Source organism: Microbacterium sp. 71-36, from assembly GCF_001898305.1.
Classification (GTDB): domain Bacteria; phylum Actinomycetota; class Actinomycetes; order Actinomycetales; family Microbacteriaceae; genus Microbacterium.
In genome coordinates, this window is sequence record NZ_MKTP01000001.1 from 299,860 (window position 1) to 318,233 (window position 18,374).

The 18,374-nt window shown below is 70.1% G+C and carries 19 protein-coding genes; 1 reads left to right on the top strand and 18 read right to left on the bottom strand.

Annotation, left to right across the window (positions count from 1 at the left end; all coding sequences use genetic code 11):
- Positions 1 to 21: 21 nt before the first annotated feature.
- Genes BGO45_RS01425 through recO form a run of 3 tightly spaced genes read right to left on the bottom strand, consistent with a single transcriptional unit; the run spans position 22 to position 2,292 of the window.
- The gene (locus BGO45_RS01425) at positions 22 to 714 is read right to left on the bottom strand and encodes a DsbA family oxidoreductase (RefSeq protein ID WP_292690232.1); all 693 of its coding nucleotides are present in this window, start codon (positions 712 to 714) and stop codon (positions 22 to 24) included.
- 46 nt (positions 715 to 760) lie between these two features.
- Positions 761 to 1,567, bottom strand: coding sequence for an isoprenyl transferase (locus BGO45_RS01430; protein WP_292690233.1), 807 nt, complete (start codon positions 1,565 to 1,567; stop codon positions 761 to 763).
- Positions 1,564 to 2,292 carry a DNA repair protein RecO gene (recO, locus tag BGO45_RS01435; RefSeq protein ID WP_292690234.1) on the bottom strand — a complete coding sequence of 243 codons (729 nt, stop codon included), beginning with the start codon at positions 2,290 to 2,292 and terminating at the stop codon, positions 1,564 to 1,566. Before recO ends, BGO45_RS01430 begins: the two co-directional genes overlap by 4 nt.
- Before the next feature lie 82 nt (positions 2,293 to 2,374).
- On the opposite strand from recO, the gene BGO45_RS01440 reads away from it, so the two are divergent.
- A complete protein-coding gene (locus tag BGO45_RS01440; RefSeq protein WP_292690235.1) occupies positions 2,375 to 3,076 on the top strand; it encodes a TRIC cation channel family protein in 702 nt (233 codons plus the stop codon).
- A gap of 62 nt (positions 3,077 to 3,138) precedes the next feature.
- Here the strand turns inward: BGO45_RS01440 and BGO45_RS01445 are convergent, their stop codons facing one another.
- The 15 genes from BGO45_RS01445 to lepA form a co-directional block, all read right to left on the bottom strand.
- On the bottom strand, positions 3,139 to 3,927 hold the full coding sequence (locus BGO45_RS01445; protein WP_292690236.1) for a methyltransferase domain-containing protein: 789 nt from the start codon (positions 3,925 to 3,927) through the stop codon (positions 3,139 to 3,141).
- Between the two features lie 10 nt (positions 3,928 to 3,937).
- On the bottom strand, positions 3,938 to 5,698 hold the full coding sequence (leuA, locus tag BGO45_RS01450) for a 2-isopropylmalate synthase (protein WP_292690239.1): 1,761 nt from the start codon (positions 5,696 to 5,698) through the stop codon (positions 3,938 to 3,940).
- A gap of 150 nt (positions 5,699 to 5,848) precedes the next feature.
- Positions 5,849 to 6,436 carry a GNAT family protein gene (locus BGO45_RS01455; RefSeq protein WP_292690241.1) on the bottom strand — a complete coding sequence of 196 codons (588 nt, stop codon included), beginning with the start codon at positions 6,434 to 6,436 and terminating at the stop codon, positions 5,849 to 5,851.
- Positions 6,433 to 7,380: an NADP-dependent oxidoreductase gene (locus tag BGO45_RS01460; RefSeq protein ID WP_292690243.1), complete on the bottom strand. Its 948-nt coding sequence runs from the start codon at positions 7,378 to 7,380 to the stop codon at positions 6,433 to 6,435. Before BGO45_RS01460 ends, BGO45_RS01455 begins: the two co-directional genes overlap by 4 nt.
- 31 nt (positions 7,381 to 7,411) lie before the next feature.
- Entirely contained in the window at positions 7,412 to 8,305 is an 894-nt protein-coding gene (era, locus tag BGO45_RS01465) for a GTPase Era (protein WP_292690244.1), read from the bottom strand.
- Positions 8,302 to 9,618 (bottom strand): hemolysin family protein, encoded by a 1,317-nt coding sequence (locus tag BGO45_RS01470; protein WP_292690246.1) that lies wholly within the window; start codon positions 9,616 to 9,618, stop codon positions 8,302 to 8,304. Before BGO45_RS01470 ends, era begins: the two co-directional genes overlap by 4 nt.
- Positions 9,615 to 10,082 (bottom strand): rRNA maturation RNase YbeY, encoded by a 468-nt coding sequence (ybeY, locus tag BGO45_RS01475; RefSeq protein ID WP_076490375.1) that lies wholly within the window; start codon positions 10,080 to 10,082, stop codon positions 9,615 to 9,617. Before ybeY ends, BGO45_RS01470 begins: the two co-directional genes overlap by 4 nt.
- Positions 10,079 to 11,110, bottom strand: coding sequence for a PhoH family protein (locus BGO45_RS01480; RefSeq protein WP_292692812.1), 1,032 nt, complete (start codon positions 11,108 to 11,110; stop codon positions 10,079 to 10,081). Before BGO45_RS01480 ends, ybeY begins: the two co-directional genes overlap by 4 nt.
- A 49-nt stretch (positions 11,111 to 11,159) precedes the next feature.
- A complete protein-coding gene (locus BGO45_RS01485; RefSeq protein ID WP_292690248.1) occupies positions 11,160 to 11,507 on the bottom strand; it encodes an HIT domain-containing protein in 348 nt (115 codons plus the stop codon).
- A 51-nt stretch (positions 11,508 to 11,558) separates the two neighbouring features.
- Positions 11,559 to 12,293: a 16S rRNA (uracil(1498)-N(3))-methyltransferase gene (locus BGO45_RS01490; protein ID WP_292690251.1), complete on the bottom strand. Its 735-nt coding sequence runs from the start codon at positions 12,291 to 12,293 to the stop codon at positions 11,559 to 11,561.
- A 2-nt stretch (positions 12,294 to 12,295) separates the two neighbouring features.
- Positions 12,296 to 13,417: a molecular chaperone DnaJ gene (dnaJ, locus tag BGO45_RS01495; protein WP_292690253.1), complete on the bottom strand. Its 1,122-nt coding sequence runs from the start codon at positions 13,415 to 13,417 to the stop codon at positions 12,296 to 12,298.
- Between the two features lie 53 nt (positions 13,418 to 13,470).
- The gene (hrcA, locus tag BGO45_RS01500) at positions 13,471 to 14,505 is read right to left on the bottom strand and encodes a heat-inducible transcriptional repressor HrcA (RefSeq protein ID WP_292690255.1); all 1,035 of its coding nucleotides are present in this window, start codon (positions 14,503 to 14,505) and stop codon (positions 13,471 to 13,473) included.
- A gap of 81 nt (positions 14,506 to 14,586) precedes the next feature.
- Complete coding sequence (gene hemW, locus BGO45_RS01505) at positions 14,587 to 15,804, bottom strand: radical SAM family heme chaperone HemW (RefSeq protein ID WP_292690257.1); 1,218 nt, start codon at positions 15,802 to 15,804, stop codon at positions 14,587 to 14,589.
- Positions 15,804 to 16,448, bottom strand: a complete 645-nt coding sequence (locus tag BGO45_RS01510) for a DUF1990 family protein (protein ID WP_292690259.1) — start codon at positions 16,446 to 16,448, stop codon at positions 15,804 to 15,806. Before BGO45_RS01510 ends, hemW begins: the two co-directional genes overlap by 1 nt.
- A gap of 24 nt (positions 16,449 to 16,472) precedes the next feature.
- Positions 16,473 to 18,317, bottom strand: coding sequence for a translation elongation factor 4 (lepA, locus tag BGO45_RS01515; RefSeq protein ID WP_292690262.1), 1,845 nt, complete (start codon positions 18,315 to 18,317; stop codon positions 16,473 to 16,475).
- Positions 18,318 to 18,374: the final 57 nt, after the last annotated feature.

Consider the following 18,374-nt stretch of genomic DNA (forward strand, 5'->3'; position numbering starts at 1 on the left):
GGATGGCCTGGGGAGGAGGGGTCACGCTTGCGCGGTCTCCGGCTGGTTCGCGGCCGCACGACGCTCGCCCCACACCTGGCGGGCGATCTGCGTGAAGGCCTCGACCGGCTGGGCCCCGCTGACGCCGTACTTGCCGTCGATGACGAAGAACGGGACGCCGCTGATGCCGTACGCCTGGGCCTGCGCCTGGTCGGCCCGCACCGCGTCGCGGAAGCGGCCCGAAGCCAGCGCCTCCCGTGCCCGCTCGGCATCCAGGCCGATCTCCACCGCCAGCTCCACGAGGTCGTCGTCGCGGCCGACGTGCTTGCCCTCGAGGAAGTACGCCGCCATGAGGCGCTCGGAGAGCTCGAGCTGTCGCCCCTGCTCCTTGGCGAAGTGGAGCAGCTCGTGCGCCTTCACCGTGTTCGTGTGCTGCAGGATGTCGAAGCGGTACTCGAGGCCCGCCTCCGCGGCCACGCCGGTGACGCGGTCGAGCATCTCCCGTGCCTGAGCCGGCGAGATGCCCTTGTGCTGGGACAGGTAGTCCACCTCGCCGCCGACGAAGTCGACGGGGGTGTCGGGTGAGAGCTCGAACGAGTGGTACTCGATCTCGACGACCGGTGCGTCGTCGTCACCGGCGGTGGCCGCGAGGCCGTTCTCGAGATTGCGCTTCCCGATGTAGCACCAGGGGCAGGCGATGTCGCTCCACACGTCGATCTTGATGGCATCCGTCATGTCGTGTGCAACCTTTCGGGTGAGGGGCTTATTCCGAAAACGGCATTCACGTCGCGCTCGGGGCGTCCACGGCCCCGCCGAAGCGCCGATCCCGGGAGACGTAGCGGCTGATCGCGTCCCACAGGTGGGCGCGACGGAAGTCCGGCCAGAGCGTGTCGAGGAACACCATCTCGGCGTAGGCGGATTCCCACAGGAGGAAGTTCGACGTCCGCTGCTCCCCGCTCGAGCGGACGAACAGATCGACGTCGGGCATATCGGGCAGGTACAGGTTCTTCGCGATCATCTTCTCGGTGATGGCCGAGGGCTTCACCTTGCCGGCGGCGACATCCTCGCCGATGCGCCGCATGGCATCCACGATCTCCAGACGACCGCCGTAGTTGACGCACATCGTCAGGGTCAGTCCGTCGTTGCCCGCGGTGAGGCGCTCCGCGGCCTGCAGCTCGTTGATGACCGAACCCCACAGGCGCGGCCGTCGCCCCGCCCAGCGCACGCGCACGTTCCATTCGTTCAGCTGGTCGCGGCGGCGCTGCAGCACCTCGCGGTTGAATCCCATGAGGAAGCGGACCTCGTCGGGCGACCGCGTCCAGTTCTCGGTGGAGAACGCGTACAGCGACAGGTGCTTCACCCCGGCCTGGATCGCTCCCGCGACGATGTCGAGGATGGTCGCCTCGCCCGCCCGATGCCCTTCGATCCGCGGAAGGCCCCGGCGGTTCGCCCAGCGGCCGTTGCCGTCCATGACGATCGCGATGTGCGCCGGAACCGATCCCTTCGGGAAGGTCGGCGGATACTCCCCGGTCCAATCGAGCGGCCGGTAGGGCTCGGCGTTGCGGTGCGTGAACGGCTTCGGGGTCATCGACTCGATTCCAGGTGCGAGAGGGAACGGATGCCGCGCTCCAGGTGGAACTGGGCGTAGGTGGCGACGAGTCCGGAGGCGGCGGCGGTGGTGCGATCCGGGGCCGCGTCCACGACGTCCCACTCCCCCGCGATGAGCGCACGCAGCAGGTCGACGGTGTCGCGCGCGACCCGTGGCGAGCCCGCGGGGGCGCACGCCGAGCACACGACGCCCCCGAGCTGGGCGAGGAAGTAGTCGTGCTCCCCGACCGTGCCGCAGCGCGCGCACTCCCCGAGTCCCGGGGCCCAGCCCGACAGCGCCATGGCGCGCAGGAGGTAGGAGTCCAGCACGCTCCGGGCCGCGTGGTCGCCCCGAGCGAGGGAGCGGAGCCCCCCGACCAGCAGGAGGTACTGCTGGGGCGTGGCCTCGGCCTCGTTCAGCCGATCCGCTGTCTCGACCATCGCGCTGGCCGTGGTGTACCGGTCGTAGTGCTGCGCGATGTCGGCCCCGTAGGCGCCGAGCGACTCGGCCTGCTGCACGATGTCGAGGTTGCGGCCCTGGTACAGCTGCACGTCCGCCACCATGAACGGTTCCAGCCGCGAACCGAAACGGGAAGAGGTGCGGCGCACGCCCTTCGCCACGGCACGGATCTTGCCGTGACGACGACTGAGGAGGGTGACGATGCGGTCCGCCTCCCCCAGCTTGTGGGTACGCAGGACCACGACTTCGTCGCGGTAGGTGGGCACAGTCCATTATCCGCCCGGCACGCCGGGAGTCGGCGGTGCGCCGCGCGCGTCCCCGCGCGTGCGGGACGGGACAATGGATGCCGTGAACCCGCCCGTCTTCATCATCCCGCTGTGGGCCGACCTCACCGCCGTCGCCCTCGGAGGTGTGCAGGGCGCGCTCTTCGCCTCCGGGTTCCAGGGCCAGCGCCGCCTCGATCTCCTGGGCGTCGCGATCATCGGCATCCTGCTCGGCATGGGCGGTGGTCTCATCCGCGACCTGCTCCTGGGACTCACCCCGGCGACGCTGCAGAACAACTGGTACCTCCTCACCGCCACGGTCGCCTCGCTCGTCGGGATGCTGCTGTCGGGGATCTTCCAACGCCTCAACCGCGCGATCGTCCTGCTCGACGCGGTGGTCATCGGTCTGTTCGGCGCGTTCGGCACGTCGAAGGCGCTCGCCCTCGGACTCCCCGCGGTCCCGGCGGTGTTCGTCGGCGTCGTGGCGGCGGCGGGCGGCAGCGTGCTGCGCGACGTGCTGATGGGACTTCCCGTCGCGATCATGCACGTCGGGTCCCTGTACGCCGTTGCGGCCGGAGGAGGGTGCGCCGTGCTCGCCACGGCGGCGGCGTTCGGCGTGCCGCTCCCCGTCGCGGCCGTCATCGGCGTCGTCGTGACGACCGTCATCCGCGTGCTCGCCGTGCTCTTCGACCTGTCGCTCCCCGAGCAGCGCAAGCTCTACCGCCGCAAGGTGGCGGTAGAGACCACCGGCATCCCGATCATCCGCGTCGACGACGCGGACGCGTAAGGGGTCGAGATCCGTCGCTTCCGGGGATTCCCGGCGACGGATATCGACCCCTCACGCGGGAGTCAGGCGCGCGCGAGGATCTCGCCGTGCGGGAGGAGGATCCAGCCGTCGGGGTGGGCGGCCCACTCGCGCCACGCGGCGGAGATGCGCTCGAGCGTCGCATCGTCGGCGAGACCGAGACGGCGGGCGTGGCCGGCGAACGCGGACGCGAGCACGCGATCGGCCCACATGCCGCCCCACCATTCCCGCTTCTCGGGCGTGTCGAACACCCAGACGCTCGCACTCGCCTCGATACGGGTGAAACCCGCCTCGCGCGCCCACGCCTTGAGCGCGCGGCCCGCGTCGGGCTCCCCCGACGATCCGCGATGCACGCCGTGGTAGATCTCGAGCCACTCGTCCAGAGCGGGCACCCGTGGATGCCAGATCACCCCGCCGTAGTCCACGTCGCGCGCCGCGACCAGGCCGTCCGGGCCGGCGACTCGCCGGAACTCCCGGAGCGCATCGACCGGGCGAGCGAGGTGCTGCAGGGTCTGATGCGCGTGGACGATGTCGAACGAGGCGTCAGGGGCGTCGAGGGCGTACGCGTCGCCGACGCGGAACTCGACGTTGGTCCGCTCGCCGATCGCGGCGCGGGCGACCTCGACGACATCGGGGGCGGCATCCATCCCGACGACCTGCCCCGGGAAGACCCGGTCGGCGAGGTCGACGGTGATGGTGCCGGGGCCGGCGCCCACGTCCAGGACGCGGGCACCGGCGAACAGCGAGGACACCAGGTAGGCCGCCGAATCGGCGACGGTCCGTGCCGCGTGGGAACGCAGCACGCTCTCGTGGTGTCCGTGGGCGTAGGCCACGGCCGTGGTCTCAGACGCCGGCGAGGGCGCCGGAGCGCTGACGCGTGCGGATCGCGCGGTTCACGCCCGAGACGATCGCCTTGAGCGACGCCGTCGAGATGTCGTTGTCGATGCCGACGCCCCACAGGCGCTGGTCGTCGACCTGCAGCTCGATGTACGCCGCCGCCTGCGCATCGCCGCCGGAGCTGAGCGCGTGCTCCACGTAGTCGTACAGCGTGACGTCGAAGCCCTGCGCACGCACGATCTCGAGGAACGCCGCGACCGGGCCGTTGCCGACCGCCGAAGCCGGGTGCGTCGACTCGCCGTCGCGCAGCGTCACCTCGAGGGAGACGTCGCCCGACATGTCGCTCGACGAGCGCGTCGACAGCAGCTCGAAGCGGCCCCAACGCTGGTCGTCCTCGGTCGTGGGCAGGTACTCGTCGGTGAAGATGTCCCAGATCTGGCCGCTGGAGACCTCGCCGCCCTCGGCATCGGTGCGGGCCTGGACGACACCGGAGAACTCGATCTGCAGCTTCCGCGGCAGGTCGAGCGCGTGGTCGGCCTTCAGCAGGTAGGCGACGCCTCCCTTGCCGGACTGCGAGTTCACGCGGATCACGGCCTCGTAGGACCGCCCCAGATCCTTCGGATCGATGGGCAGGTACGGAACAGCCCATTCGATGTCGTCGATGCTCTTGCCTTCGGCGGCCGCGCGGGCCTCCATCGCCTCGAAGCCCTTCTTGATGGCATCCTGATGCGAACCGCTGAACGCGGTGAAGACCAGGTCGCCGGCCCACGGGCTGCGCTCGGGGACGGGCAGCTGGTTGCAGTACTCGACGGTGCGCTTGACCTGGTCGATGTCGCTGAAGTCGATCTGCGGGTCGATGCCCTGCGTCAGCAGGTTGACGCCCAGAGCGACGAGGTCGACGTTGCCGGTGCGCTCACCGTTGCCGAAGAGGCATCCCTCGATCCGGTCGGCCCCGGCCATGTACCCGAGTTCGGCCGCGGCGACCGCGGTGCCGCGGTCATTGTGCGGGTGCAGCGACAGGATGACGTTCTCGCGGTGGTTCAGGTTCCGCGACATCCACTCGATGGAGTCGGCGTAGACGTTCGGCGTGGCCATCTCGACCGTGGCGGGCAGGTTCAGGATGACCTTGCGCTCGGGCGTCGGCTGGAAGACCTCCAGCACCTCGTTGCAGATCCGCAGCGCGAATTCCAGCTCGGTGCCCGTGTAGCTCTCGGGCGAGTACTCGTAGAAGACCTGCGTCTCGGGGATCGTCGCCTCGTACTTCTTGCACAGACGGGCACCCTCAAGGGCGATGTCGACGACGCCCTGCTGGTCGGTGCGGAACACGACCTCGCGCTGCAGCACCGACGTGGAGTTGTACAGGTGGACGATGGCCTGCTTCGCTCCGGCGATGGACTCGTACGTGCGGGCGATCAGGTGCTCACGGGCCTGGGTCAGCACCTGGATCGTGACGTCGTCGGGGATGAGGTCTTCCTCGATCAGCTGACGGACGAAGTCGAAGTCGGTCTGGCTGGCGCTCGGGAACCCGACCTCGATCTCCTTGTAGCCCATCTTCACGAGCAGGTCGAACATGACCCGCTTGCGTTCGGGGCTCATCGGGTCGATGAGGGCCTGGTTTCCGTCGCGCAGGTCGACGGCGCACCAGCGGGGTGCGGTCTCGATGCGCTTGCTCGGCCACGTGCGGTCGGGCAGGTCGACGCGGATCTGCTCGTGGAACGGGCGGTACTTGTGGACCGGAGCGGACGTGGGCTTCTGCGTGTTCTTCATGAGGGGGTCGCTTCTCTTGTCTGTCTGAAGGGGCCGACGACGAGCTCCGCGACGAGGAAGGCCCTTAGAACGAGGACTCGTCGCGGCAGCTAAGAAGAAGCAGGCCACCGAAGCGCATTCTGCGATCGTAGCACTCGCGCGCGGCGCTCCTCACGCGCGTACCGTCCACTCGCGCGACAGCAGCGCGTAATCCAGTTCGTCGCTCCAGCAGCCCTTGAACCATTCGTTCTCGACGAGGTGCGCCTCGCGCCGCATGCCGAGGCGTTCCGCAAGGGCGATCGAGCGGGTGTTCTCGGCGTCGATGCGCGCGACGAGCCGCCGCAGCCCGTAGACCGTGAAGGCCGTGTCCACCAGCGCGCGCACGGCCTCGGTGGCGAGCCCCCGGCCGGCGGCCGCGGGGCTCACGACCCAGCCGACCTCCGCCGTCCCGGAGCCCGCGTCGAGATGGAACAGCACGAGGTCGCCGATCACGGCCGCATCATCGCGCCGCTCGATCGCGAGGACCACTCCCCCGTTCTCGCCCGCCAGGGTCGTTCCGCCGAACAGGTGGCCGATGCGCTGACGGATGTCCTCGCCGCTCTGGGGATCGAACGGGAGGAATCGACAGACGTCGGGGTCGCCGCGATAGGCGACCATGGCATCCACGTCGGTGTCGACGATCGGTCTCAGCCGCACACGCTCGCGGACGACCTCGAGACGCGCGGGCGCCGGCGGTAGCACGAACGGCGACCCGGTCACGGCAGCAGCGCGACCCTGCCGCCCGGATGTCCCTGCATCACGAACCGCACGGCCTCCCGAGCGTCGGCCAGCGCGAAGGTGCGGGCGACGGGAACCTCGAGATCCCCGGACGCCGCGAGCTCGAGGACGTGCGCGCGCGCGATGTCACGGAACCGGGCGTTCTCGGGTCGGGCGCCGGCGACCCACAGGATGCCGTCGGACTCGGCGCGCTGCGGCGCGACGATCGTGACGATGCGGTCGCGTTCGGCCACGAGCGCGAGCGACACGTCGATGGCCTCGTCGGTGCCGACGGCGTCCCACGCGGCGGCGATGGGTTCGCCCGCGGCAGCCTCGACCACCCGCGCCTGGAGTCCCTCGCCGTATGCGACGGGGATGCCACCGAACCGGCGCACGCGCTCCGCGGACTCCTCGGCGTCGGGACCGACCGTGCCGATGACCCGGATGCCGAGCACCCGCGCCTGCTGCAGAAGGCTCACGCCCACGGCCCCCGAGGCGGCGTGCAGCAGCACGGTCTCGCCCGCGGTCGCGCGGGTGACCTGGATCATCTCGGCCGCGGTCGTGCCGGCGAGGAGCAGGTTCGCGGCCTCGGCGTGCGAGAGCGTCGCGGGCTTGGCGAACACGTCGCGCGCGGGGACGGTGAGTTCCGTCGCGTACGCGCCCTGGACGCGGAAGGCCACGACCTCGTCGCCGATCCGCAGCGGGCCCGATCCCCCGATCGCATCGGGGCCGATCGCCGCGATCTCACCGGACAGCTCGTACCCGATGGCGACGGGGAACTCGGCACCGGGTCGCTCGGACGCGACGTGCTTGGCATCCGCGGGGTTGATCCCGGCCGCGCGGACGCGGATCGTGACCTCGCCCGGTCCGGGTGCCGGGACGTCGACGTCGTCGAACGTCCAGTTCTCGACCGGACCGGCCTCGTGCGCCCGCCACTGCTTCGCCATGATTGTCGTCCTCTCGTCGCGGGCGTCCGGGTCAGAACCCGAGGCGGCCGAGCTGCTTGGGGTCGCGCTGCCACTCCTTGGCCACGCGCACGTGCAGGGACAGGTATACCCGGGTGCCCACGAGAGGCTCGATGCCCTTGCGCGCGCGGGCGCCCACACCGGCCAGACGGGATCCCTTGTGACCGATGATGATCGCCTTCTGGCTGTCTCGCTCGACAACGATGTTCGCGAAGACGTCGGTGAGATCGCTGCCCTCGCGCGGCGCCACATCCTCGATGGTGACCGCGATGGAGTGCGGGAGCTCGTCGCGCACGCCGTCGAGGGCCGCCTCGCGGATGATCTCGGCGATCCTGTCCTCGAGCGACTCGTCGGTGACCACGTCGTCCGGGTACAGCGCGGGCCCCACGGGCATCAGCGCCAGCAGCTCGTCGCTCAGCACGTCGAGCTGGTCCCGCGTCACGGCGGACAGCGGGATGACCGCTGCCCAGTCCTCGCGGAGCGCATCGACCTCGATGAGGCGCTCGGTGATCTGCTCGCGGGTCGCGGCATCCGTCTTCGTCACCAGGGCGACCTTCTTCGCCCGCGGATAGCCGGACAGCGATTCCGCGATGCGACGGTCGCCGGGGCCCACCTTCTCGGTGGCGGGCGCGCAGAAGGCGATGACGTCGACGTCGCCCAGCACCTGCTCGACGAGGTCGTTGAGGCGCTGCCCGAGGAGGGTGCGCGGGCGATGGATGCCGGGAGTGTCCACGACCACGAGCTGGCCGCCGGGGCGGTTGACGATGCCGCGGATCGCGCGACGCGTGGTCTGCGGCTTGTCGCTCGTGATCGCGACCTTCTCGCCCACCAGCGCGTTCGTGAGGGTCGACTTGCCCACGTTGGGGCGACCCACGAAGGTCACGAAGCCGGATCGGGAGTCGCTCATCTGTCGTTCCTCTCGCGAGCGGAGCCCGCGGGCGCCGTCTCGTCGTCATCATCGTCGTCGTCCTCGGCGCGCTCGACGATCACCGTCGCGATGCCGCGATTGCGTCCCCGGGACGCGCCGCCGGTCATCACCAGGCCGGAGTGCTCGGCGGTGGCACCGGGCTGCGGAATCCGCCCGAGCGCCTTGCCCAGCAGTCCGCCGATGGAATCCACGTCCTCGTCGTCGAGCTCGAGACCGAACAGGTCGCCGACCTCGTCGAGCCCCAGACGCGCGCTCACCCGATAGCGGCCGTCGTCCAACGGCACGACCTCCGTCGACGGGGCGTCGTACTCGTCGGAGATCTCGCCCACGAGTTCCTCGATGAGGTCTTCCAGCGTCACGAGCCCGGAGACACCGCCGTACTCGTCGACGGCGAGGCACACGTGCACGGCATCCTTCTTCATCTGCTGCAGAAGGGTCTCGGCCTTCATGGTCTCGGGGACGAACACGGCCGGGCGCGCGATGCGGCGGATCGGCGCATCGCGCCAGCCCGCCTCGTCACGGAACCCGAACTGCACCAGATCTTTGAGGTACAGCATGCCCACGATGTCGTCGGCCTCGTCGTCGGCGAGGGGCACCCGCGACACGCCCTTGTCGAGGAACAGCGCGAGGGCCTCACGGGTCGTGGCCGCGGCATCCACCGTGACCATGTCGGTGCGCGGCACCATGACCTCGCGCACATATCGGTCGGTGAAGTCGAACACCGAGTGGATCAGCTCGCGGTCGTCCTCTTCGATGAGCTCGTTCTCGGCGGCCTCGTCGATGATGCTGAGGAGCTGCTCCTCGGACGCGAACGAGGTCGAGCGCGCGACACCCGGGGTGATCCGGTCGCCGACCGCGACCAGCCCGTGCGCCAGCGGTCCCAGCAGGATGCGCATGCCGCGGATGATCGGGGCCCCGCCGCGCAGCAGACCGGTCGCATGCTGACGCCCCACCGCCCGGGGGCTCGCGCCCACCGCGACGAAGGAGATCCCGGTCATCAGCACGGCCGCCGCGATCAACGCGAGCCAGATGTTGTCGAACAGGAGCATGAAGGCGGCCGCGACGAGGACGGCCGCGGTGGTCTCGGCGAGCACGCGGATGAACACCACCGCCGTGACGTGGGCGCTCGGGTCGTCGGCGATGCGCTGGAGAGAGCGCGCGTTGCGACCGCCGGCGCCGAGCTCGGTCAGATCGGCGCGAGAGGTCACCCCCAGCGCCGCCTCGGACGCCGCCATGAAGCCGCCGAAGGCGACGAGGAGGAGGGCGGCGACGAGGAGGAGGGTTGCGGTCATGCGCGGCGGCGGCGCTCGACGGCCTGGAAACCGGTGATGAGCTCTCGCTGCAAGCCGAACATCTCGCGCTCCTCGTCGGGTTCGGCGTGGTCGAAGCCGAGGAGGTGCAGGAGGCCGTGGGTGGTGAGGAGGATGAGCTCGTCCTGCGTGGAGTGCTTCGCCGCGACGGCCTGCGTCTCGGCCACCGCCGGGCAGAGCACGATGTCGCCCAGCAGACCGGCCGGCGTCGGGGCGTCCTCGGTTCCGGGGCGCAGCTCGTCCATCGGGAAGCTCAGCACGTCGGTCGGACCGGGCTCGTCCATCCACTGCACGTGGAGCGACTCCATCGCGCCCTCGTCGACGAGCACGATGGCGACATCGGCGTCGGGGCTCACGTGGAGCTCGGCGAGGTTGTACTCCATCAGACGCAGCAGCACCTGCTCGTCGACGTCGTGGCCGGATTCGTTGTTGATCTCGATCGTCATGAAGAGCGGTTTCGTCTCGGGAGGTGATCGCGCGGACCCGCGGGACGGGCCGCGCCGCGGCGTTCGGCACGGTTGGCGAATTCGGATGCCTCGTCACGTTCGCGACGGGCCACGAGACGCTTCTCGTCGTATTCGCTGTACGCATCGACGATACGGCCCACGAGCGTGTGGCGCACGACGTCGGCGCTGGTGAGGTAGGAGAAGTGGATGTCGTCGATGTCGCCGAGCACGCGCGTGACCAGTCGGAGACCCGACGCCCCCTGCGGCAGGTCGATCTGCGTGATGTCGCCGGTGACGACCATGCGCGTGCCGAACCCGAGGCGGGTGAGGAACATCTTCATCTGCTCGGGCGTGGTGTTCTGCGCCTCGTCGAGGACGACGAACGAATCGTTCAGGGTGCGCCCGCGCATGTAGGCCAGCGGCGCGACCTCGATGGTGCCCGTGGCCATGAGCTTCGGCACGATGTCGGGGTCCATCATCTCGTTGAGCGCGTCGTAGAGCGGCCGCAGATAGGGATCGATCTTGTCGGTCAGGCTCCCGGGGAGGAACCCGAGACGCTCCCCCGCTTCGACGGCCGGGCGCGTCAGGATGATGCGGCTGACTTCTTTGCGCTGCAGGGCCTGGACGGCCTTCGCCATCGCGAGATAGGTCTTGCCGGTACCGGCGGGTCCGATGCCGAACACGATGGTGTTCTCTTCGATCGCGTCGACGTAGGCCTTCTGGCCCAGGGTCTTGGGACGGATGACCTTGCCGCGGGACGACAGGATCGCCTCGCCGAGGACCTCGGACGGGCGCGGGCCGCCGTCGGAGCGCAGCATACGGCTCGAGCTCGAGACGTCGGACGGGTCGAGCCCCTGGCCGCGGCGGGTCATGGTGAGCAGTTCTTCGACCAGGCCCTTGGCGGCCGTCACCGCCGCGGCTCCCCCGGAAAGGGTGATCTCGTTGCCGCGCACGTGCACGTCGACCTCGGGGTGCTCCTTCTCGACGACGCGCAGCAGGCGGTCCTGCGGGCCGAGGAGTTGGACCATGGCGACGCCGTCGGCGTACAGACGCTCGACGACGGGTTCTTCGGGGGAATCAGCCACCCGTGCTCTTTTCGTTCAGTCCGCCCGCGAGAACGTGGGCGTGTACATGGAAGACCGTCTGGCCGGCAGCGGCGCCGGTATTGAAGACGAGCCGGAAGTCGCCGTCGGCGTGTTCTGCGGCGACGGAGTTCGCCAATCCCACGATCTCGGTCAGCAGGTCGGGGTCGCCGGCGGCCAGCTCGACGACGTTGCGGTACTGCTCGGTCTTGGGGATCACGAGCAGGTGAACCGGCGCCTGCGGCGCGATGTCGCGGATCGCGAAGACGTTCTCGGTCTCGGCGACGATCTCGGCGGGGATCTCGCCCTGGAGGATGCGCGTGAAGATCGACGGCTCGGTCATGGCATCCAGTCTATCGACGGGGTCCGACAGAGGGCCGGGCGCGGTCGTCCGCTACCAGCGGCCGGTCGACGCCGAGAGCACGGAGATCGCCGCCGCGCCCGCGGTCGACGTGCGCAGGACCGTGTCGCCGAGGCGCACCAGGCGCGCGCCGGCCGTGCGCAGGGCGTCGAGCTCCTCGGGCGCGATCCCTCCTTCGGGTCCCACCACGAGCACGACGTCGCGATCGTCGAGCGGATCGGATGCCACGGCGGTCAGCCGCTCGACCGCGGACGGCTCCAGCACGAAGACGTTCGCCGTGCGCGCCCGCGCGACCAGATCCGCCAGGCGCGCGACACCCTCGACCTCGGGGACCCACGCGCGGTGCGCCTGCTTCGCGGCCTCACGGACGATCGTGCGCCAGCGGGCGAGACCCTTCTCCGCCTTGGCATCCCATCGCGACACGCTCCGCGCGGCCTGCCAGGGCACGATCACGTCGACCCCCAGCTCGGTCGCCGCCTGCACCGCGAGCTCATCGCGGTCGCCCTTCGCGAGCGCCTGGACGAGCACGATGCGGGGGGACGGTGCGGGGATCTCGGCGCGACCGGTGACCCGAACGTCCACCTGCTTCGGCGCCGCGGCCGTGACCACACCGTCGAGCCACACCCCGCGGCCGTCGCCCAGCGTCACCGGCTCGTCGACGCGGACGCGGCGCACCGCGGCGGCGTGGTGCGCCTCGGGTCCGGTCAGCACGACCACGTCGCCGACACCGGCGCCCGACGCGTCGTCGGTGACGAAATGCAGCGCCACGATCAGTGCCGGAAGCGGTCGCGGAACTTCGAGAACAGGCCCTGCTGGTGCTCGGCCAGGCGAGGCGCCGGCGCCTTCGTCCGCTTGGCGAACTCCTCGATGAGGGCGCGCTCCTTGTGGTCCAGACGGGTCGGGGTCACGACGTGCACGCCGACTTTCAGGTCGCCGCGCTGGCTGCCGCGCAGCGGCGTGATGCCGCGGCCCTTGATCGTGAGCACATCGCCGGACTGCACGCCCGCCCGCACCTCGAGGTCGACGCTGCCGTCGAGCGACTCGATCGTCGTGGTGGTGCCGAGGATGGCATCCGGCATCGACACCTCGAGGGTGGCGAGCAGGTCGTCGCCCTCGCGGCTGAACGCGTCGTGCGCCTCGACCGTGATCTCCAGGTACAGGTCGCCGTTGGGCCCGCCCGCGGGGCCGACCTCGCCCGAGCCGGGGAGCTGCAGGCGCAGGCCCGTCTCGACACCGGCGGGGATGTCCACCGACACCGTGCGGCGCGCCCGCACACGGCCCTGGCCCTGGCACGTCCCGCAGGGGTACGGGATGGTCGTGCCGTGTCCCTGGCAGACGCTGCAGGGCTGGCTGGTCACGACGTTGCCGAGGAGGCTGCGGACCGTGCGCTGCACGTGGCCCGAGCCGTGGCAGATGTCGCAGGTCACCTCGCTGGTCCCCGGTTGCGTGCACGCGCCCTGACAGGTCTCGCAGAGCACGGCGGTGTCGACCTCGAGGTCGCGGTGGACGCCGAAGACCACGTCGCCCAGCTGCAGAGTGACGCGGACGAGGGCGTCCTGGCCGCGCTCCCGGCGCGACCGGGGGCGCGGACCACGGCCGCCGCCGCCCTGGGCTCCGCCGAAGAACGTCTCGAAGATGTCGCTGAAGCCGCCGAAGCCGGCCGCTCCGCCGCCGCCGAAGGCGTTCTGGTCGCCGCCCATGTCGTAGCGGCGGCGCTGCTCGGGGTCGCTCAGCACGTCGTAGGCGTGGGTGACGAGCTTGAACCGCTCGGACGCGTCGGCGCCCGGGTTGACGTCGGGGTGCAGTTGACGGGCCAGGCGCCGGTACGCCTTCTTGATGTCTTCGGGGCTCGCGTCGCGTTCGACGCCGAGGACCTCGTAGTGGTCAGCCACAGTCGCCTTCCTGCCCGCTCATGCGGGGTCGATCCGTTTCGGTGCGGTGCCCGTCAACGAGCGGTCTCGTCGTCTTCGAGCATCCGGGTCAGGTAGTGCGCGACGGCACGGACCGCCGCGAGGTTGGAGGAGTAGTCCATCCGCGTGGGACCGAGGAGCCCCACGCGCGCGCCGCCGGCGGATCCGTCGTACCGACTGGCGAGGACGGATGCCTCCACCAGGCCGAACGGTTCGTTCTCCCGTCCGATGCTCGCCGAGAGGCCCTGCTCGTCGGCGACCATCTCGGTCATCAGCCGCAACAGGGTGACCTGCTCCTCGATGGCTTCGAGGAGCGGGTAGATGCTCCCCCGGAAGTCGGATTCGCGTTTCGCGAGGGTCGCCGCGCCGGCCATGACCAGACGGTCCTGGCGGAACTCCTCGAGTTCCTCCCCGACGACGCGCAGCACCGCATCCGCGATCGCGTCGAGAGCGTTTCCAGTGCGCGGACCGTCGGCCGTGGCGACCGCCTGCGCGCAGTCGGCGACACTCCGGCCGACCAGCAGCGCACCCACGCGAGCGCGCAACTGCACGATGTCGCTCTCGGTCGGCTCGATCGGCACGAGCGCGATGCGCTGTGAGACACGTCCGGTGTCGGTGACGAGGATGACGAGCACCCGAGGGCCGCCGAGGGCGACGAGCTCGACGTGCGAGAGGTTGGCGCGGGCGAACGAGGGGTACTGGACGATCGCGACCTGGCCGGTCAGCTGCGTCAGCGCCCGGACGGTGCGCGAGAGCAGATCGTCGAGGTCGCCCGCCTCATCGAGGAAAGAGGTGATGGCGCTGCGCTGCGCCGTCGACAGCGGTCGCAGCTCGGCGAGGTGGTCGACGAAGACGCGGTAGCCCTTGTCGGTGGGCACGCGGCCGGACGACGTGTGCGGCGCCACGATGAGGTCCTCGTCCTCGAGCAGCGCCATGTCGTTGCGGATCGTCGCCGCCGACACGCCGAAGGCGTGCCGTTCGACGATCGCCTTGCTTCCGACGGGCTCGCGCGTGTCGACGTAGTCCTGGACGATCGCGCGGAGCACCTGCAGGCCGCGTTCTGACACCATGGCCGGCTCCCTCCTTCTGGCACTCCGGACACCTGAGTGCCAATTCTAGAGCACCTGTCCGCCGCCGAGTCGGAAGCGCGCTCAGGCGGTGAGAGCCCGCACGACGGCGTCGGCGAGCAGCCGTCCACGACGTGTCAGGACGATGCGTCCGCGCACGGCGTCGGCGCCCTCGATGAGACCGTCGGCGATGAGGGATGCCACGGCCTTCCGGCCCTCGCCGAGCAGCTCGGACACCGGCAGGCCCTCGCGGATGCGGCTGCGCAGCAGCACGGACTCCAGGCGCCGGGCGGTCTCGTCGGGCCGCTCGCGTGCCGCCGCCGGGGACTCCCCCGCCGCCAGCCGCTGGGCGTAGGCCGCGGGATGCTTGACGTTCCACCAGCGGAGCCCGGCGACGTGGCTGTGCGCCCCGGGGCCGAAGCCCCACCAGTCCGTTCCCCGCCAGTAGGCGAGGTTGTGACGCGAGCGATGGGCGGGGTCGGTCGCCCAGTTCGACACCTCGTACCAGTCGTAGCCGGCGCCGGCGAGCAGGTCGTCGGCGAGCTCGTACATGTCGGCCTGGAGGTCGTCGTCCGGCATCTGCACCGCGCCCGAACGGATCTGCCGGGCGAGCTTCGTGCCGTCCTCGACGATCAGCGCGTACGCGGAGACGTGATCGGGCCGCAGCCCCGCGGCCGTCTCGAGAGACGCGCGCCAGTCGTCGAGCGACTCCCCCGGCGCACCGTAGATGAGATCGAGCGAGACGTCGAGCCCGGCGCGGCGGGCGGATGCCACCGCGGTCGCGACGTTGCGCGGGTCGTGCGTGCGGTCGAGCACCGCCAGGACGTGCGGCTGCGCGGACTGCATGCCGATCGACAGTCGCGTCACGCCGGCGGCCGCCAGCGTCTCGGCGACGCGGTCGTCGACCGTGTCGGGATTCGCCTCGACCGTGACCTCGGCTTCGTCGGCGATACCGAACTCGTCCCGGACCGATCCGAGCATGCGTGCGAGGTCGCCCGGCGGCAGCAGGGTGGGGGTCCCGCCTCCGAAGAACACGGTGGATGCCGCGCGCCGCGCGCCCGTGGCATCCATCACCGCGCCCGCCAGACGCACTTCGGCGGTGAGCGTGTCGGCGAAGTCCTCCTGCCGCGCCCCCCGCAGCTCGCTCGAGGTGTAGGTGTTGAAGTCGCAGTAGCCGCACCGGACACGGCAGAACGGCACGTGCAGGTAGACGCCGAAATCCGCGGCGGGATCGATGGACAGGTCGTCGGGCAGGTGTCCGTCGACGGGGGCCGGATCGCCGAGCGGGAGCGGTCCGCCCATCAGGACGTGTACAGCGGCGAGATCGCTCGCAGGTACCGCTGGAACAGTGCGCGACGGCGACGGCGGACGAGACCGAGGAACACGCGGTAGGACGGCGCCGTGGGACGGTCGAAAGCCCGCACCACGAACCACACCTCGTCGTTGTCGCGCCACTCGACCGAGAACAGCTCTTCGCCGCTGACGATCGAGTGTCCGACGGTGCCGAGGATGTATCCCACCCGTCGCGGCTCCTCGAACACCGAGATCACGCGCAGATGGGCGTCGGCCCGGTGCCCGTCGACCTTGCCGTGGACGCGGACGCTCGTGCCGGGGCGGACGAAGGGCGTGCCGTCGGCCGCGAACCGCTGCTCGGATTCGAGGCGACTGGGGGCGACCGGAGCGCCGTCGGCATCGAAAGCCACACCCGAGTAGCCGCCGTCGGTGGCCGGGCGCACGTCGCTGATGCTCAGCTCCTCGGACCGCAGCGGCGCCCAGGACAGCAACAGGTCGCCGGCGGCGGTGAACCGCTCCTCGCCGCTGCCGATGCGCCACGCCTCTTCCGCGGGCACCGAGTGCTCGGGCGGATACTGCATGAGGTCGTGCGCCTGGGTGGCGCCGACCGCCGCATAGTCGACCGTGTCGTCGGTGAAGTTCTGCCTGCGCATATCCACCCCTCTCGGTTGTGAGCGCTACTTCTTGGTCTCGACGTCGCCGGACAGGGCGGCGATGAACGCCTCCTGGGGAACCTCGACGCGACCCACCATCTTCATGCGCTTCTTGCCTTCCTTCTGCTTCTCGAGCAGCTTGCGCTTGCGGGTGATGTCACCGCCGTAGCACTTGGCCAGAACGTCTTTCCGGATCGCGCGGATGTTCTCGCGCGCGATGATGCGGGCGCCGATGGCGGCCTGGATGGGCACTTCGAACTGCTGCCGCGGGATGAGTTTGCGCAGGCGCTCGGTCATCATCGTGCCGTAGCCGTACGCCTTCTCGCGGTGGACGATCGAGCTGAAGGCATCCACCTTCTCGCCCTGCAGCAGGATGTCGACCTTCACGAGGTCGGCGGTCTGCTGACCGGCCGGTTCGTAGTCGAGGCTCGCGTACCCCTGCGTGCGGGACTTCAGGTGGTCGAAGAAATCGAAGACGATCTCGCCGAGCGGCATGTTGTAGCGGAGCTCGACGCGGTCTTCGCTGAGGTAGTCCATGCCGAGCAGGGTGCCGCGGCGCGACTGGCAGAGCTCCATGACCGTGCCTACGTAGTCCTTCGGAAGCAGGATGCCGACCTTCACGATGGGCTCGGACACTTCGGCGACGCGCCCGTCGGGGTATTCGCTCGGGTTGGTGACCGAGACGACCTCGCCGGTGTCGGTCGTGACCTCGTACGTCACCGACGGGGCGGTGGTGATGAGGTCGAGACCGAACTCGCGCGAGAGGCGCTCGGTGATGATCTCGAGGTGCAGGAGCCCCAGGAACCCGCAGCGGAAGCCGAAGCCCAGCGCGACCGAGGTCTCGGGCTCGTACTGCAGCGAGGCATCCGAGAGCTTCAGCTTGTCGAGGGCCTCGCGCAGCTCCGCGTAGTCGCTGCCGTCGATCGGGTAGATGCCCGAGAAGACCATGGGCTTCGGGTCGGTGTACCCGGCGAGGGCCTCGGTGGCGGGCTTGCGGTGATTGGTGATCGTGTCGCCGACCTTCGACTGCCGCACGTCCTTCACGCCGGTGATGAGGTAGCCGACCTCACCGACGCCGAGACCCCTCGTGGGTACGGGCTCGGGGCTGGAGACGCCGATCTCGAGCAGCTCATGCGTCGCGGTGGTCGACATCATCTGGATGCGCTCGCGCGGCGACAGCGCGCCGTCGACCATGCGGACGTAGGTCACGACACCGCGGTAGGCGTCGTACACGGAGTCGAAGATCATGGCGCGGGCGGGGGCGTCGGCCTTCCCCACCGGAGCCGGGATCTTCTCGACGATGAGGTCGAGCAGGTCTTCGACGCCCATGCCGGTCTTGCCGCTCACCCGGAGCACGTCTTCGGGCTTGCCGCCGATGAGTCCGGCGAGTTCGGCCGCGTACTTCTCGGGGTCGGCGGCCGGAAGGTCGATCTTGTTCAGCACCGGGATGATCGTCAGATCGTTCTCGAGCGCGAGGTAGAGGTTCGCGAGCGTCTGGGCCTCGATGCCTTGCGCGGCGTCGACGAGGAGGATCGCGCCCTCGCACGCGGCGAGCGAGCGACTGACCTCGTACGTGAAGTCGACGTGACCGGGCGTGTCGATCATGTTCAGGGCGAACGTCTCGCCGTCGACGGCCCACGGCATGCGCACGGCCTGCGACTTGATGGTGATGCCGCGCTCGCGCTCGATGTCCATGCGGTCGAGGTACTGCGCGCGCATGTCGCGGTCGGCGACGACGCCGGTGATCTGCAGCATGCGGTCGGCCAACGTCGACTTGCCGTGGTCGATGTGGGCGATGATGCAGAAGTTGCGGATCTGCGCCGGCGGGGTGGCGGACGGCTCGAGGGGCTTCAGGGCGCGCGGTGACATGTTCCGTCGATTCTACGGGCGGGAGCGGACATCCCCGTCCCCGAGCCGGTGCACAGG

What these genes read in the sequence shown, in the direction of transcription:
- BGO45_RS01430 (WP_292690233.1), bottom strand. Translation starts at nt 1,567, where the DNA reads ATGACCCCGAAGCCGTTCACGCACCGCAACGCCGAGCCCTACCGGCCG.
- hemW (WP_292690257.1), bottom strand. Translation starts at nt 15,804, where the DNA reads ATGGGCGGACCGCTCCCGCTCGGCGATCCGGCCCCCGTCGACGGACAC.
- era (WP_292690244.1), bottom strand. Translation starts at nt 8,305, where the DNA reads ATGAGCGACTCCCGATCCGGCTTCGTGACCTTCGTGGGTCGCCCCAAC.
- hrcA (WP_292690255.1), bottom strand. Translation starts at nt 14,505, where the DNA reads ATGGTGTCAGAACGCGGCCTGCAGGTGCTCCGCGCGATCGTCCAGGAC.
- BGO45_RS01460 (WP_292690243.1), bottom strand. Translation starts at nt 7,380, where the DNA reads ATGGCGAAGCAGTGGCGGGCGCACGAGGCCGGTCCGGTCGAGAACTGG.
- BGO45_RS01480 (WP_292692812.1), bottom strand. Translation starts at nt 11,110, where the DNA reads ATGGTCCAACTCCTCGGCCCGCAGGACCGCCTGCTGCGCGTCGTCGAG.
- BGO45_RS01485 (WP_292690248.1), bottom strand. Translation starts at nt 11,507, where the DNA reads ATGACCGAGCCGTCGATCTTCACGCGCATCCTCCAGGGCGAGATCCCC.
- BGO45_RS01425 (WP_292690232.1), bottom strand. Translation starts at nt 714, where the DNA reads ATGACGGATGCCATCAAGATCGACGTGTGGAGCGACATCGCCTGCCCC.
- BGO45_RS01510 (WP_292690259.1), bottom strand. Translation starts at nt 16,448, where the DNA reads ATGCGCAGGCAGAACTTCACCGACGACACGGTCGACTATGCGGCGGTC.
- BGO45_RS01470 (WP_292690246.1), bottom strand. Translation starts at nt 9,618, where the DNA reads ATGACCGCAACCCTCCTCCTCGTCGCCGCCCTCCTCCTCGTCGCCTTC.
- ybeY (WP_076490375.1), bottom strand. Translation starts at nt 10,082, where the DNA reads ATGACGATCGAGATCAACAACGAATCCGGCCACGACGTCGACGAGCAG.
- leuA (WP_292690239.1), bottom strand. Translation starts at nt 5,698, where the DNA reads ATGAAGAACACGCAGAAGCCCACGTCCGCTCCGGTCCACAAGTACCGC.
- lepA (WP_292690262.1), bottom strand. Translation starts at nt 18,317, where the DNA reads ATGTCACCGCGCGCCCTGAAGCCCCTCGAGCCGTCCGCCACCCCGCCG.